At 74.1% G+C, this 14,031-nt stretch carries 13 protein-coding genes; 6 read left to right on the top strand and 7 right to left on the bottom strand.

Going from position 1 to position 14,031, the window contains the following annotated elements; translation table 11 throughout:
- The first annotated feature begins 7 nt into the window (after positions 1–7).
- Both ACI799_RS18230 and ACI799_RS18225 read left to right on the top strand, forming a co-directional pair.
- Entirely contained in the window at positions 8–400 is a 393-nt protein-coding gene (locus tag ACI799_RS18230) for a pyridoxamine 5'-phosphate oxidase family protein (RefSeq protein WP_456613632.1), read from the top strand.
- Between the two features lie 10 nt (positions 401–410).
- Positions 411–968, top strand: coding sequence for a GNAT family N-acetyltransferase (locus ACI799_RS18225; RefSeq protein ID WP_456589924.1), 558 nt, complete (start codon positions 411–413; stop codon positions 966–968).
- A 34-nt stretch (positions 969–1,002) separates the two neighbouring features.
- Here the strand turns inward: ACI799_RS18225 and hpf are convergent, their stop codons facing one another.
- The 6 genes from hpf to ahcY form a co-directional block, all read right to left on the bottom strand.
- Positions 1,003–1,686 (bottom strand): ribosome hibernation-promoting factor, HPF/YfiA family, encoded by a 684-nt coding sequence (gene hpf / locus ACI799_RS18220; protein WP_456589925.1) that lies wholly within the window; start codon positions 1,684–1,686, stop codon positions 1,003–1,005.
- Positions 1,687–1,726: 40 nt separating this feature from the next.
- Positions 1,727–2,512, bottom strand: coding sequence for a ComF family protein (locus ACI799_RS18215; RefSeq protein WP_456613631.1), 786 nt, complete (start codon positions 2,510–2,512; stop codon positions 1,727–1,729).
- An 85-nt stretch (positions 2,513–2,597) separates the two neighbouring features.
- Positions 2,598–4,301: an LpqB family beta-propeller domain-containing protein gene (locus ACI799_RS18210; RefSeq protein ID WP_456613630.1), complete on the bottom strand. Its 1,704-nt coding sequence runs from the start codon at positions 4,299–4,301 to the stop codon at positions 2,598–2,600.
- Positions 4,302–4,321: 20 nt separating this feature from the next.
- Positions 4,322–6,049 (bottom strand): MtrAB system histidine kinase MtrB, encoded by a 1,728-nt coding sequence (gene mtrB, locus ACI799_RS18205; RefSeq protein ID WP_456613629.1) that lies wholly within the window; start codon positions 6,047–6,049, stop codon positions 4,322–4,324.
- Between the two features lie 85 nt (positions 6,050–6,134).
- Positions 6,135–6,851, bottom strand: a complete 717-nt coding sequence (mtrA, locus tag ACI799_RS18200) for an MtrAB system response regulator MtrA (protein WP_456589929.1) — start codon at positions 6,849–6,851, stop codon at positions 6,135–6,137.
- Positions 6,852–7,036: 185 nt separating this feature from the next.
- A complete protein-coding gene (gene ahcY, locus ACI799_RS18195) occupies positions 7,037–8,521 on the bottom strand; it encodes an adenosylhomocysteinase (protein WP_456597088.1) in 1,485 nt (494 codons plus the stop codon).
- A gap of 506 nt (positions 8,522–9,027) precedes the next feature.
- Here ahcY and ACI799_RS18190 point away from each other — a divergent pair.
- From ACI799_RS18190 to ACI799_RS18175, 4 genes are all read left to right on the top strand, one after another.
- Entirely contained in the window at positions 9,028–9,771 is a 744-nt protein-coding gene (locus tag ACI799_RS18190; protein ID WP_456599937.1) for an Atu4866 domain-containing protein, read from the top strand.
- On the top strand, positions 9,768–11,159 hold the full coding sequence (locus tag ACI799_RS18185; protein ID WP_456589932.1) for an amidohydrolase family protein: 1,392 nt from the start codon (positions 9,768–9,770) through the stop codon (positions 11,157–11,159). Before ACI799_RS18190 ends, ACI799_RS18185 begins: the two co-directional genes overlap by 4 nt.
- The gene (locus tag ACI799_RS18180; RefSeq protein ID WP_456613628.1) at positions 11,156–11,794 is read left to right on the top strand and encodes an Atu4866 domain-containing protein; all 639 of its coding nucleotides are present in this window, start codon (positions 11,156–11,158) and stop codon (positions 11,792–11,794) included. Before ACI799_RS18185 ends, ACI799_RS18180 begins: the two co-directional genes overlap by 4 nt.
- 104 nt (positions 11,795–11,898) lie before the next feature.
- A complete protein-coding gene (locus ACI799_RS18175; RefSeq protein ID WP_456589934.1) occupies positions 11,899–12,744 on the top strand; it encodes a helix-turn-helix domain-containing protein in 846 nt (281 codons plus the stop codon).
- A gap of 340 nt (positions 12,745–13,084) precedes the next feature.
- Here the strand turns inward: ACI799_RS18175 and ACI799_RS18170 are convergent, their stop codons facing one another.
- Positions 13,085–13,999 (bottom strand): GmrSD restriction endonuclease domain-containing protein, encoded by a 915-nt coding sequence (locus ACI799_RS18170; protein ID WP_456613627.1) that lies wholly within the window; start codon positions 13,997–13,999, stop codon positions 13,085–13,087.
- Positions 14,000–14,031 lie beyond the last annotated feature (32 nt).

The following is a 14,031-nucleotide window of genomic DNA, read 5'->3' as shown; positions in this document are numbered from 1 at the left end:
TGCAGCGATGGCACGCGATCCGTCCGACCCCGGCCCCGGGCTGCTGGAGTTCCTCACCGAGCGGCACCTCGCGACGCTGACCACCCTGCGCCCCGACGGCAGCCCGCACGTGGTCCCCGTCGGCGTCACCTACGACGCGGCCACCCGGACCGCCCGGGTGATCACCTCCGGCACCTCCGTCAAGGCGCGGCACGTCCGTGACGGGCGGTCGCGGGTCGCCGTCTGCCAGGTCGACGGGCGGCGCTGGGCCACCCTCGAGGGCACCGCCGTGGTCCGCGAGGACGCCGCGTCGGTGGCCGACGCGGTCGAGCGGTACGCACGGCGGTACAAGCAGCCGCGGGAGAACCCGGCCCGGGTCGTCATCGAGATCTCGGTGGACCGCATCCTCGGCAACCAGTGAGGATCGGGCGGTGAGCCTCGATCTCTCCGCCGTCGACCTGCCCACCGAGACGCTGCGGACCGAGCGGCTCGTGCTGCGCCCGTTCCGGACCAGCGACACCGACGCGGTGCACCGGGCGTCCCAGGACGCGGACACCCAGCGCTGGATCCCGACGATTCCGGTGCCGTACACCCCCGCGGACGCCCGCCGCTTCGTCGAGGACGTGGCCATACGGGAGCGCAGCGAGGGCACCGGGCTATCCGTCGTGATCGAGGCCGACGGGCGCCTGGCCGGAACCGGCGGGCTGCACTTCCGTCCTGGGCGGCTCGGCCCGGAGATCGGCTACACGGTCGCCCCCTGGGCGCGCGGCAACGGCTACGCCGCGGAGGCCGCGCACGCCCTCGCCGACTGGGCGCTGGGCCTCGGCGCCCCGCGGGTGCACCTGTTCGTCGACGTGGCGAACGCCGCGTCGCAGGTGGTGGCCCGGCGTGCCGGCTTCCGCCAGGAAGGTGTGGTGCGCGCCTGCCTGGACCAGCGCGACGGCACGTGGGCCGACGCCGTCCTCTTCGGCCGGCTCGCCGGCGACTGAGCGGGGCACGGCCGGCGGCCGTGCCCCGCTCAGGTCAGGCGCTCGCCGTTTGCTTCACCGCGGACGCCGGCGCGGCGCCGTCCGAGGCCACGGGGGCCAGGCGGATGAGGCCGTAGTCGTACGCGTGCCGGCGGTAGACGACCGTCGGCTGGCCGGTGTCGGCGCACTGGAACAGGAAGAAGTCGTGGCCGACCAGCTCCATCTCGTGGAGGGCCTGGTCGACGGTCATCGGTGTCGCGGGGTGGTGCTTCTCCCGCACGATCTGGCCGGGCAGGTGCTCGTCGAGGTCGGTGACGTGGGTGCCGGAGGCCAGTTCGCGGTCGAGCTGGAGCTGCTGCTCGATGGTCAGCTCGGGATTGCCGGCGTCCAGCGCGGCACCGTTGAGGCGCACGCTGTCGGGGGTCCGCCGGCCGTGGTGCACCCGGCGACGGTCGGCCGCCCGACGCAGCCGGTTGTCCAGCTTGCCCGAGGCCAGGTCGAGCGCAGCGTAGAAGTCCGGGCCCGCTGCCTCGGCGCGGATCACCGGCCCCTTGCCGCGCAGGGTGATCTCCACCCGCTGGCAGCTGGCCGACTGGCGCGGGTTCTTCTCGTGGAAGAGTTCGACGTCGATGCGGGACAGCTTGGCGTCGAACCGCTCGAGCTGGCCGACCTTGTCCTCGACGTGCTGGCGGTAGTGCTCGGGGACCTCGACGTTGCGACCACGGACCACGATCTCCATGGGACCTCCCGGTTGGGGACGGGCGTTGGTCGCTTCGACGCTAGTCCCTCCCCCTGGACCGCGACAGTCGATCGAGGTCGTGGTGGAGGACCGTCCCGGTCCGGTACGCGGGGCTCCCCGCGGCACCCCGCGCCGGGCCTGCCGGCGTCCGAGGGGTGGCCGCGACGACCGCCGCGACCACCCCGCCCGCAGCCCCCCGGGCGGCTCCCAGCGCCCGCGCCGCCTCCGTCAGCGTGGCGCCCGTGGTCACCACGTCGTCGACCAGCACCAGCAGCGCACCGGGCGTCGGCGGCGGGCCGGTGACCTCGAAGGTGCCGGCCAGGTTGGCCCGCCGCTCGGCGGTGGACAACCCCGACGAGTCCCGGACGCGGCCGCGCCGGCGCAGCAGCCGGCACTCCTGCGCCGACACCCCGGCCGCGCGCAGCTCGAGCACCGCCCGCCCGGTCAGCTCGCGCACGTGGTCGCGGCCCCGGGCCCGGAGGGCCGCCCGCGACGCGGGTACCGGCACCAGCAGCAGCGGTGGCTCCCCGGCCACCCCGATCCGGACCCCGGCGACCGCCAGGGCGAGCGCGGTGCCCAGCGGCGCGGCCAGCTCCGCACGGCCGTGCTCCTTGAACGCGTTGACCACCGGGCGCACCGGTCCCGCGTAGACCGCGGCGGCGACCGTCGGCGGGAAGCCCGCGGGGAACCGCCGGGGCGAGGCGAGGTGCGGTACGGCCAGCAGCCGCGCGCAGCGGGTGCAGAGCACGGCGCCGGGGAGCCCGCACCCCGCGCAGGTGCGGGGCAGGACCAGGTCGGCCAGCGCCGACAGCACCCCGGAGCCCACCGGGCCAGCCTGCCGGGTGGCGCGGGCACGAGGTGAACGCCGCTTCCGGGTTGTGGACGGCGGTGCACCTCAGGACGGGTGCACCTCAGGACGGGTAGAAGGGCGCCGTCCCCGGCAGCGGCTCCTCCCCGCGAACCAGGGTCACCCACCTCCCGCCGGACAGCTGCCAGATGTCGGCGCCGGTGCTCACCAGCGGCTGGCGCGACGGGGCGGCCGCCAGCGCGGTGGGCTGTCTGGGCAGCCCCGAGGTCGGCACCGGGCTCAGGCCCCAGCCGTCCACACCCACCGAGTACGGGACGATGCGGTCCTGACCCTCGTCGCCGGCCAGCACCAGCAGCTCGCCGCTGTCCCGCCAGCCGACGTCGACGACGCCGGACAGGGTCGGCGCCACGGCGCGCAGGTCGCGGAGCACGACGGCGCCGTCCGCGTCCGAGCGGACGACGGTGCCGACGTGGAGCCGGCGCCCCTGGCTGCCCTCCACCACCACGGCGGCCCGGACGCCGTCGGGCGAGAGCTGCAGCACGTCGGCCCGCCCGAGGCCGGGGAGGGTGGGAGCGGCGACCGGCTGCGGCGGCCCTCCGGCGGGAACGCGGACCAGCTCCGCGCCGTCCCGCACCACCCAGGCCTCCGTGCGGGTCGCGGCGACCGTGGGTGCGCTGAGCGTGCGGCCGTCGAGCACCGGCGCCAGCTCGCCGCCGTAGGGGCCGGCGAGCAGCGTGGCGCCCGTGCCGTCGGCGCGGACACCTGTGAGGAAGTTCAGCTCACCGCCGGCCGCCGCGACGGCGGCGCTCTCCAGCGCGTAGACGCCCTCTCCGGCCGGTCCGGGAACCGGGTCGCCCCGTGGGACCGTGCGGACGGCCCCTGCATCGATGTAGTGGCCGACCCCGTCGACGGGTACGGCGTCCGGGTCGAAGGACGCCCAGTCCTCGGCGGTCTGCCGCTGCGGCACCCCGTCGGGGGCGATCGGTTCCCCGTCGAGCAGGACGACGACGTTGACGATCCGCGGCCGGACCAGCTGCTGCAGGCTCCACACCAGCTGCGCGCAGATCTCGGCGAGGAGCGGCGCCGGCTCGGCCGGCAGACCCGTGAGCTCCACGGTGGCCGTCTGCCCCTCGACGGTCACCGACCGCTCCAGTTCCACGCCGCTCAGCGGGTTGAGGACGCCGGCGGCCAGCGCCGGCGACGGGCCGGCGATCAGCCGTTCCACCATCACCGTGGGCTGGGACTCGCCGCGGATGAGGTAGCGCGGGTCGGGGACCACGCGCGACCCGGTGGGGTCGAGGAAGTAGGCGGCGACCTCGTCGTACAGCCGCCGGAAGTCCGGCTCGAGCATGATCAGCCCGTCCGGCGGGTTGCTGATCCGCCACTCGCCGTCGACTCGCTCCAGGGTGAAATCCCGGGTGAAGACGCCCCGCTCGGCCACGGTGAACACGCCGCGGGGATCGACCGTGCCGATCAGGTTGGCGGTCACGGTGACCGCGCCCTCGTCGGTCGTCACGACCGCGTAGTCGCTGCCGATGATGCTGATGCCGCTCGTGTCGTCCCAGGACTCCCGCGCCGCCGGGGTCAGGTACTCCCGGGCCACGGGGTGACGGCGCACGGTGCTGGCCGCCGCGTCGATGAACTGGCGGACGATCTCCTCGGTGCTGGCCCCGGGGGCCGGCGCGATCGGTTCGATGCCGACCGCCTCCGGCACCCGGGCCGGCGCCTGGGTGATCAGCACCGTCGGTGAGTCGGTGGGCACCGTCGAACACGCGACCAGCGTCAGCAGCGCCGTCAGCAACGCCACGGCGACCGACGCACGCCGCCTCACCGCGCCGCGCCTGGTCGCTGGAGCCTCACCGGACGCAGCGGCAGGGGCGAGCTGGTCAGATCCCCGCCGGCCACCAGCGGCAGGGTGAGCCGGAACTGGGCGCCGGCGCCGGGCTGCCCCCACACCTGCAGCCAACCGCCGTGCAGACGGGCGTCCTCCAGGCTGATCGACAGCCCGAGGCCGCTGCCGCCGACCGTGCGCACCCGCGAGGGGTCGGCGCGCCAGAACCGGTCGAACACGTGCTGCGCCTCGCCGGAGCTCAGCCCGACCCCGTGGTCGCGCACGGTTACCGCGGCCGCCGACCGGTTGGCGGCCAGCGTGATCTCCACCGGGCGCCCGGCACCGTGCTCGATGGCGTTGCCGACGAGGTTGCGCAGGATGCGCTCGACCCGGCGGACGTCCACCTCGGCCAGGACCGCCTCGGCCGGCCGGGTGACCCGCAGCTCGCAGCCGTGACGCTCGGCGAGCGAGCTCATCCCGTCGACGACCCGGCCGACCAGCGCACCCATGTCGGTCGGGGTCGAGTCGAGCACGGCCGCGCCGGCGTCGTAGCGGCTGATCTCCAGCAGGTCGGTGAGCAGCGCCTCGAACCGGTCGAGCTCGGCGCGCAGCAGCTCGGCCGAGCGGGCGACGTGCGCCGGGAAGTCCTCCCGGGCCTCGTGCAGGATCTCCGCCGCCATCTGCACGGTGGTCAGCGGGGTGCGCAGCTCGTGGGACACGTCCGAGGTGAACCGTTGCTGCAGCTGGGACAACCCCTCCAGCTGCGTGATCTGCCGCTGCAGGCTGTCGGCCATCGCGTTGAAGCTGGTCGCCAGCCGGGCGAGGTCGTCCTCGCCCCGCACCTCCATCCGCTCCTCGAGCTGACCTTCGGCCAGCCGCTGGGCGGTGCCGGCGGCCTGTCGCACCGGGTCGACCACCAGCCGGGTGACCAGGACGCCGATGCCGACCACGAGCAGCGTGAGCGCCACCCCGCTGATGACCACCGTGCTCCGGATCAGCTGGAGGCTCTCCTGCTCCTGCTGCAGCGGGAAGACGTAGTACAGCTCGATCCGGTCGGGCCCCTGCGCGTCGCCGCTGACCGGCGCCCCCACCAGCAGGCCGGGCCGGGGGTCACCGGACTCGCCGGGCACCCGGTGGTACTTCGACGCCTGGTTGCCGGCGTCGACCGCCGACCGCAGCTCGGGGGGCAGCGCGGCGTACAGGGGCCGGCGGTTGGTGGCCGGGACCTCTGCCCCGCCGCTCGGCCGGTAGATCATGACGACGTCGAAGTCGCCGGCCGCGCCACCGCGGTCCAGCAGCCGGTTCACCGTGCGCTCGAGGGTGGCGCGGACGCTGGCGGCGTCCCCGGTGGCGATGCCGGCCAGCTCGCTCTGGGCGTACACGACGCCCGCCTGCACCTGGTCGACCGCCGCGTCGCGCTTCACCCGCAGCAGCTGGTCGCGGATCTGGCTGAACAGCACCATGCTCACGATCAGCACGACCGTGCCGGCGAGGAGCATGGTGATCGCGCCGATCCGCACCTGCAGCGACGACCGCCAGGCCTGCGCCGCCCGCGAGCCGAGAGCACCGGCGGTGCGCCGCACGCGGTGGCGCACCTGCCCGGCGCGGCGGCGCAGCCCGCGCCCTACCCGGAGGAGCTCCTCGCGCGCCCCTGGGCCGCGCCCGGGATCCGGTGAGTACTGCCCGGACCCGGCGCCCGTCTCGGGGGTCCGGGTGGCGGTCACCGCCTCAGTGTCCCTCAGCCGGCTGCCGATCCCGGGACTCCGCGCCCAGCGGGCACCGCTCCGCTCACGGTGCATCCGGATCCGCTCACGGAGGCCCGGCCTTGTAGCCCACCCCGCGCACGGTCAGCACGACCTCGGGCTTCTCCGGATCGCGCTCGACCTTCGCCCGCAGCCGCTGCACGTGCACGTTGACCAGGCGGGTGTCCGCCGCGTGCCGGTAGCCCCACACCTGCTCCAGCAGGAGCTCCCGGGTGAACACCTGACGCGGCTTGCGCGCCAGCGCCACCAGCAGGTCGAACTCCAGCGGGGTGAGCGCGATGGGGACGCCGTCCCGGGTGACCTGGTGCGCGGGGACGTCGATCTGCACGTCGCCGATGCTCAGGTTCTCCGCCTGCCCGGTCTCCCCCCGACGCAGCTGTGCACGCACGCGGGCCACCAGCTCGACGGGCTTGAACGGCTTGGTGACGTAGTCGTCGGCGCCGGCCTCCAGCCCCTGGACGACGTCGATCGTGTCGCCCTTCGCGGTGAGCATGACGATGGGCACCGTCGACTGGGTCCGGATGTCCTGACAGATCTGCAGACCGTTGCGGCCGGGCAGCATCAGGTCCAGCAGCACGAGGTCGGGCCTGGTCTGCTGGAAGACGCCGACAGCGCGGTTGCCGTCGGAGACGAAGGCCGGCTCGTACCCCTCGCGCCGCAGCACGATGCCGAGCATCTCGGCGAGGGCGGCGTCGTCGTCGACGACCAGGACACGGCCACGGCTGGGTCCGTTCTGCGGAGCAGTGGGGGGCACGGCGCCCATTCTGCGTGACGCACCCCCGAAAACGCTTCGCCCCGCCCGGAGAAGATCCCCCGGGCGGGGCGGAACAGGCTGATCAGGGCCGCAGATCGCCGCGCTGGGTCACGAGCGGCCGGCCCCTGTCAGGGACTGGAACGGCCCCCTCGCAGGGTCCCGCCGCGAGCGGTGGGGGGCGAGGGGGTCCTTCCTCAGTAGCGGTAGTGGTCGCTCTTGTAGGGCCCCTCCACCGGGACGCCGATGTAGTCGGCCTGCACCTTGGTGAGCTGGGTGAGCTTCACGCCCAGCGCGTCGAGGTGCAGCCGGGCCACGTGCTCGTCGAGCTTCTTGGGCAGCACCGTGACGCCGGGGGTCTGCCCCTCGTAGGCCGCCCGGTTGTTCCACAGCTCGATCTGCGCCAGCACCTGGTTGGAGAACGACGCGCTCATCACGAAGCTGGGGTGCCCGGTGGCGTTGCCCAGGTTCAGCAGCCGGCCCTCGGAGAGCACGATGATCGTGTGGCCGTCGGCGAACCGCCACTCGTCCACCTGCGGCTTGATGGTGGTCCGCTCGATCCCCGGCGTGCGCGCCAGGCCGGCCATGTCGATCTCGTTGTCGAAGTGCCCGATGTTGCCGATGATCGCCTGGTGCTTGGTCCGGCTCAGCTGGTCGGCCGAGATGATGTCCTTGTTGCCGGTGGCCGTGATGATGATGTCGGCCTTGCCGATGACCTCGTCCAGCGTGGTTACCTCGTAGCCGTGCATCGCCGCCTGGAGGGCGTTGATCGGGTCGATCTCGGTGACGATGACCCGCGCACCCTGGCCGCGCAGCGACTCCGCGCAGCCCTTCCCGACGTCGCCGTAGCCGCAGACGACGGCGACCTTGCCGCCGATCATCACGTCGGTCGCGCGGTTGATGCCGTCGATCAGCGAGTGCCGGCAGCCGTAGAGGTTGTCGAACTTGCTCTTGGTCACCGAGTCGTTGACGTTGATCGCCGGGAAGAGCAGCCGGCCTTCGCGGGCGAGCTCGTACAGGCGCATGACGCCGGTGGTGGTCTCCTCGGTGACGCCGGTGATGCCCTGGCCGATGCGGGTCCAGTACTGGCCGTCCTCGGCGAGCGTGCCGCGCAGCACGTCGAGGATCACGCCGTACTCCTCGGAGTCGGCCTCGGTGGTGTCGGGGACGACGCCGTCGGCCTCGAAGCGGGTGCCCAGGTGGATCAGCAGGGTGGCGTCACCGCCGTCGTCGAGCAGCATGTTGGGGCCGACGACGTCGCCGTTCTCGTCGCGGAACTCGAACAGCCGCTGCGTGCACCACCAGTACTCCTCGAGCGTCTCGCCCTTCCAGGCGAAGACGGGCACGCCGGCCGGCTGCTCGGGGGTGCCGTCGCCGACGACGATCGCGGCCGCGGCGTGGTCCTGGGTCGAGAAGATGTTGCAGCTCACCCAGCGGACGTCGGCGCCCAGCGCCGTCAGCGTCTCGATGAGGACGGCGGTCTGCACGGTCATGTGCAGCGACCCGGCGATGCGGGCACCGGCCAGGGGCTGGGCATCGCCGTACTCGGCGCGGAGCGCCATCAGGCCGGGCATCTCGTGCTCGGCGAGCTGGATCTCCTTGCGGCCGAACGGCGCCAGGGAGAGGTCGGCGACCTTGAAGTCGCCGTCGGTCAGCGTGCGGGTGCCAGTGCTGGCGGTCATGTCGCTCCAGTGTCCGCGCCCGGGCCGTGGCCCGCGGGGCGCTACGGGGTGGTCTGAGAGAGCGAGCATGCCGAGGCTTCGGCGGGGCTCGTGCCGGCGTCCAGCTTAGACGCGCGGCCCGGGACGGGCGCCCGTCCCTGCTCACGCACGTCGGTTGTGCACCGCCTGCATCGGCTGGGCCGGCCGGCCCCCTGAAGGCGGCACTCACCCTTCGCCCGAGAACCACACCGCGCACCCCGCCGGTCGGTGGATCGAGGCCACGGCCGGGCGATGTCGCCCCCATGGTGATCGGGGCCTGATGCGGGGCTCGTCCCGGCGCTTCCACCGCAGACCCGCCCGCCCGTCGAGGTCACCCGCTCTCTCCCCCGGCAGCTCCAGGCCGTCCGTCGGCCGGTTGCCTCGGGGATCGCGCGCCGTAGAAGAGCCAGTTCCCCTTGCCGGGGTGCGGCACTCCCTGGGTGCATCGCGGCCTTCTCCGCCGTGTCGGGCCGCACGAGGGTGAAGCCATGCCCACCACCTTCCCCGCTTTCACGGCCGCCGGACTGGCCGCCGTCCGCGCCGGCGCCGATCGGCCGCTACTGCTGACCAACGCGACGATCCACACCCTCGACCCGCTGATCGGCACCATGCACGACGCCGACGTGCTCCTCGGCGGCACGCTGGTCGTCGGCGTCGGGCCCGGCATCGTCACCGCGGCCGAGGACGACGGCGCCGTGGTCATCGACGCCACCGGCACCACCGTGCTCCCCGCCCGCCTCGACGCGACCACCACCCTCGGCGCCGTCGCGCGCGGCACCGGCCCCGGGACGCTCGCACCCGGCGCGGACGCCGACCTCGCCGTCGTGCCCGACGAGCACGCCCCGGACCTGGCCACGGCACTGCACACCGCGTTCACGCGGCCCGACCTACTGCTCGCAGTCCTGCAGGGGGGACGCCCAGTCCACTGGGCCGGCGACCCCCTCGGTTCCGTGCCGCCCCGCACCCGGCTGCAGCCCGACCGGCTCGCGGTCGACCCGGGCCGCGTAGGCGTGTGGGTCGACACCGGCGACTTCCTGCACCAGGAACTGACCGCCGACGGCCGCTACGACGAGACCCGCGGGGGCCGCCCGCACGCCTTCGCGGGCCGCTACTGGGTCGACGGTGACCGCATCGACTACCTCGACGACCTCGGCTTCTGGGCCTTCGGCCGGTTCGCCGACGACGCCTTGCACCACGCCGGCTACACCATGCACCGGAAGGACGCCCGATGAGCACCGACCCCGTCCTGGACGCACTGAACCGCTCCGCCACCGATGCCGACCGCCTCGTCCTGCTGCGCGGCGCGACCGTCGTGACGATGGATCCTGCGCTGGGAACCATCGACACCGGTGACGTCCTGGTGCGCGGGGCGCGCATCGTCGACGTCGGCCGCGACCTTCCGGACGCCGGGGCGATCGCCGTCGACGTGACCGGCAGCATCGTCGCCCCGGGCATGGTGGACACCCACCGGCACGCCTGGCAGGCACAGATGCGCCGCACCATCCCCGACGTCGACGACCTCGCCGGATACCTGCAGTCCACGCTCATGCACGTGGCGCCGACCTACGCCCCCGACGACGTGTACCTCGGCACACGCCTGGCCGCGCTGACCGCACTGGACGGCGGCATCACCACGATGCTCGACTTCTCGCACAACTCGCGCACCACCGCCCACTCGGACGCGGCGATCACCGCGCTGATCGACTCCGGCATCCGCGGTGTGCACGCCTCCATGGCCCCGCACTTCGGCGACTGGGACGGCCAGTGGCCCGCGGACCTGACCCGGCTGCGTTCGACCTACGTCCCCACCGACGACCAGTTGGTCACGCTGCGCGTGGCGGCACTGGCCACCGGAGACATCGCCGGGCACCTCGCCTACGGTCCCGACCTGGCTCGGGTCGCAGCCGACCTCGACATCGGCGTGAGCCTGGACGTCATGTTCGGTCAGGCCGCCTCCCGCGCCATCCTGGACTGGCAGGGGCAAGGGCTGCTCGGCCCGCACCTGGAGTCGATCCACTCCACGGCGCTGTCCGCGGACGCCTGGGCGGCGATGCGCGACCACGGCGTCACCGTCTCGCTGGCCCCCACCTCCGACGCCCAGATCGGGCTGGAGGACGCCGTCCCGCCGGTCGACGAGGCGCTCGCCCACGGGATCCGGCCCGGGCTGTCGGTGGACGTGGAGGTCGCGCTGGCCTCCGACATGTTCACCCAGATGCGGTCGCTGCTGACGATCCAACGCATGCGCGCGGTCAACGCCGCCTACGGCACCGGGCAGGCGCCCAGCCGCATCACCACCCGCGACGTGCTCGACTTCGCGACCCTGTCCGGGGCGCGCACGCTGCGGCTCGACGACCGCACCGGTTCCATCACCCCAGGAAAGCAGGCCGACCTCGTCATCGTGGACGCCGAGGCGATCAACACCATGCCGCTGCACGACGCCGTCGGAACCCTCGTGCTGGGCGCCGACCGCTCGAACATCACCTCGGTGTGGGTGGCCGGCCAGGTGCGCAAGTGGGACGGCGCCCTCGTCGGGGTGGACGTCGACGCCCTGCGCACCCAGGTGCACGACTCGGTCGCCGCGATCACCGAGCGTCTCGCCACCACCGGAGCCGGCCGGTGACCCCGCCCGACGCCGACACGTTCGTCGTCACGCGTGCGCACGTCAGGACCGGGTCCGGGACCGTGGCGCCCGGCGATCTGCACGTGGTCGGGGAGCGTCTGGCCGCGGGGCCGGCCGACCCCGGGGTGGAGGTGATCGACGCCGACGGCGCCTACGCCGTCCCGCTGCTGGTGGACAGCGCCGTGGCGCAGCTGCCGCCGGCCCGGCGCGGCGGGTACGACCTCGTGCCCGGCAACCCGGCCACCTTCGCCGTCGTGCGCCGCCCGGTCAGCGCGGCGCAGGTGCACAGCATGCTGGTCGTCGACCCGCAGGACCTGCTGGCGGTGTGGGTCGCCGGACACCTCGAGGCCTGGGACGGCGAGCCGACCCGACCCGCGGGACAGGACGTCGCGGACCCGGCCGTCCGAGAGACGTGGGTGGGCACCTGGCACGACCCTGGCCGCGGCCTGCTGCAGCACCTGCGACCAGACGGCCGCTACTCCGAGACCCGGGGCGGGCGCGCCGACGCGTACACCGGCCGCTACTGGCTGCACGAGGACCGGGTCACCTACCTGGACGACTCCGGCTTCTGGGCGTTCGGCCAGCTGCTGGACGGCGTCCTTCACCACGCCGGGTTCGTGATGACCCGACGCTGAGCAGGCGGCGCGCCGGGCCGAGGGGCCCCGGCGCGCCGCGGCCGACGGCTGCCAGGGAGCACCAGGTCTTGGTTGCCGAGGTGAGCGGCCCCTACGGTCGGAACGTGCGCACCGCAGACCTCGGCCCGTTCCTCAAGGCCCGCCGCGGCCACCTCCAGCCCGACGACGTCGGGCTGACCGGGCACACCACCCGCCGCGTGCCCGGGCTGCGTCGCGAGGAGGTGGCGATGCTGGCCGGCGTCAGCGTGGACTACTACGCCCGCCTGGAGCAGGGCCGCGAACGCAACCCGTCACCGTCCGTGCTCAACGCGATCGCCAGCGCCCTGTGCCTCGACCCCGACCAGCGCGAGCACCTCTTCCGCCTGGCCCACCTGGCGCCCACCACCCTGGCGCCCACCACCCCGGCGCCGCCGCAGTCACTGCTGGACCTGCTGGAGGCGTGGCCGCACACCCCCGCGGTGATCATCAACCGGCAGCTCGACGTGCTGGCGCACAACGCCCTGGCCGGCGCCCTGTACTCGGACTTCGACCGGATCGACAACGTCGCCCGCATGACGTTCCTCGACCCGGTCGGCTCCAGCTTCTACGCCCACTGGGACCGAGCCGCGGAGTCCTGCGTGGCCAACCTGCGCCTGGCCCTGGGACACGTGGACTCCGCCGATGCCGTGCGCCGGCTGGTGGTCGAGCTCTCCACGGCCAGCTCCGCGTTCCGCCACCTGTGGGCCAAGCACGACGTACGCGGCAAGACGCACGACTCCAAGGCGTTCCGCCACCGCGACGTCGGCGACCTCGTCCTCGACTACCACACGCTCGACGTCAAGGGCTCACCCGGCCGCCAGCTCATCGTCTACCACGCCGCGCCCGGCTCGCCCAGCGCGGACAGGCTGCAGCTGCTCGCCTCCCTGCACGCCACGCCTTTGGCAGCGCCCGCGACCCCGGACGCCCCGTAGGCAGGCCAACCGTCCTCACCCCGACAGCACACCCAGCACCGGTCCCCACGGGTTCGGGGCCGGGCCGGTGCGCCCGGAACTCCTGCGCCAGTCCGGTCGCGCCTTCGGCTCGCCGTCCTGAACCACCCGCGAGACGTTCACCTGGCCCGACGCCGACAGGGCCGCGTGGACGCCTCAGTGGCACGCCGACTGCAGCCCCGGCTCGACATCGAGGAACCGCGCCCGACCGGCGTGAGCCTCGTGGAGTGGCCTGCAGTGCTCGACGCGCCGCGAGCAGCGCGCCGGGCACGCGACGTCCCGGGAGCCAGGCGGCGGGCCCACCGGATCGTCGCGGCACACGTCAGGACTCGCAGCCCACCCCGTCCCCGTCGCCGTCGAACGCCTCCGAGAAGCCGGGCTCACCCCGGTGGATGGGCGCCGCTCCGGCGCCCCGTACCGCCGCGCAGTCGGCGTAGCGGGGCGCCGACGCGGACCGCGGGTCGGCTTCGGGAACGGTCGCCGCCGGCTGCGGGACGGGCAGCGGTGAATGGTCGGCGGACGGCAGCGGCTCGTCCGGACACCCCGCGAGCACCCCGGCCATGGCGTCGTGCTCGGCCGGAGTCACCCAGAGGCCGTGCACGGCCTTCACGGCGATCTGCCGGGCCACGTAGGCGCACCGGTAGCCGCGGTCCGGCGGCAGCCAGGTGGCGGCGTCGCCGTCGCCCTTCTGCATGTTGAGCGGGCCGTCGACGGCGAGCAGGTTGAGCGGGTCGTTGGCGAACCGGACCCGCCGTGGCTCGTCCCAGCCCTGGGCGCCCTTCTGCCACGCGTCGGAGAGCGCGACCACGTGGTCGATCTGCACGTCGGCGCTGGTGTCCTGGCCGCGGAGGAAGGGGATCGTCTCCCCCGAGTAGGGGTCGGCGAGGGTGCCGGTGGCGACGACGCAGTCCCGGGTACCCGGCTGGAAGGTCTCCCCGGTCAGATCCCGGGCCAGGACGTCGTTGCGCGTGTCGCAGCCGTTGCGGTCGGTGTCGACCCAGCCCGCGCCGAACTGGTCCCGGTCGTAGCCGGTCTTCGGGGCGCGGCCCTTGACGTCCAGCTCGTCCAGCGCTGCGAGCGCGGAGCCGGTGACGAGCGCGGGCGCCGCCGTGGCCTCCGTGCGGTCGGCGCCCTCGCCGACGTCCACCGCCTCGCAGCCGGCCGACGCCATCGCCACGCCGAACGCGAGGACCGCACCGGCGAGCCGACGGGACCGGGAACCGGGTCGTACGTGCACGCAACTCCCCCACCAGCCGGACGGCGACCGGC

Source organism: Blastococcus sp. SYSU DS0753 (genome assembly GCF_054051175.1).
The sequence above is the reverse complement of the archived record's forward strand: the minus strand, read 5'-3'. Positions and strand labels throughout refer to the sequence as shown.

Coding starts and splice junctions, on each gene's coding strand:
- ACI799_RS18230 (WP_456613632.1), top strand. CDS start 8: ATGGCACGCGATCCGTCCGACCCCGGCCCCGGGCTGCTGGAGTTCCTC.
- hpf (WP_456589925.1), bottom strand. CDS start 1,686: ATGGAGATCGTGGTCCGTGGTCGCAACGTCGAGGTCCCCGAGCACTAC.
- mtrA (WP_456589929.1), bottom strand. CDS start 6,851: ATGGGCGCCGTGCCCCCCACTGCTCCGCAGAACGGACCCAGCCGTGGC.
- ahcY (WP_456597088.1), bottom strand. CDS start 8,521: ATGACCGCCAGCACTGGCACCCGCACGCTGACCGACGGCGACTTCAAG.
- ACI799_RS18190 (WP_456599937.1), top strand. CDS start 9,028: ATGCCCACCACCTTCCCCGCTTTCACGGCCGCCGGACTGGCCGCCGTC.
- ACI799_RS18185 (WP_456589932.1), top strand. CDS start 9,768: ATGAGCACCGACCCCGTCCTGGACGCACTGAACCGCTCCGCCACCGAT.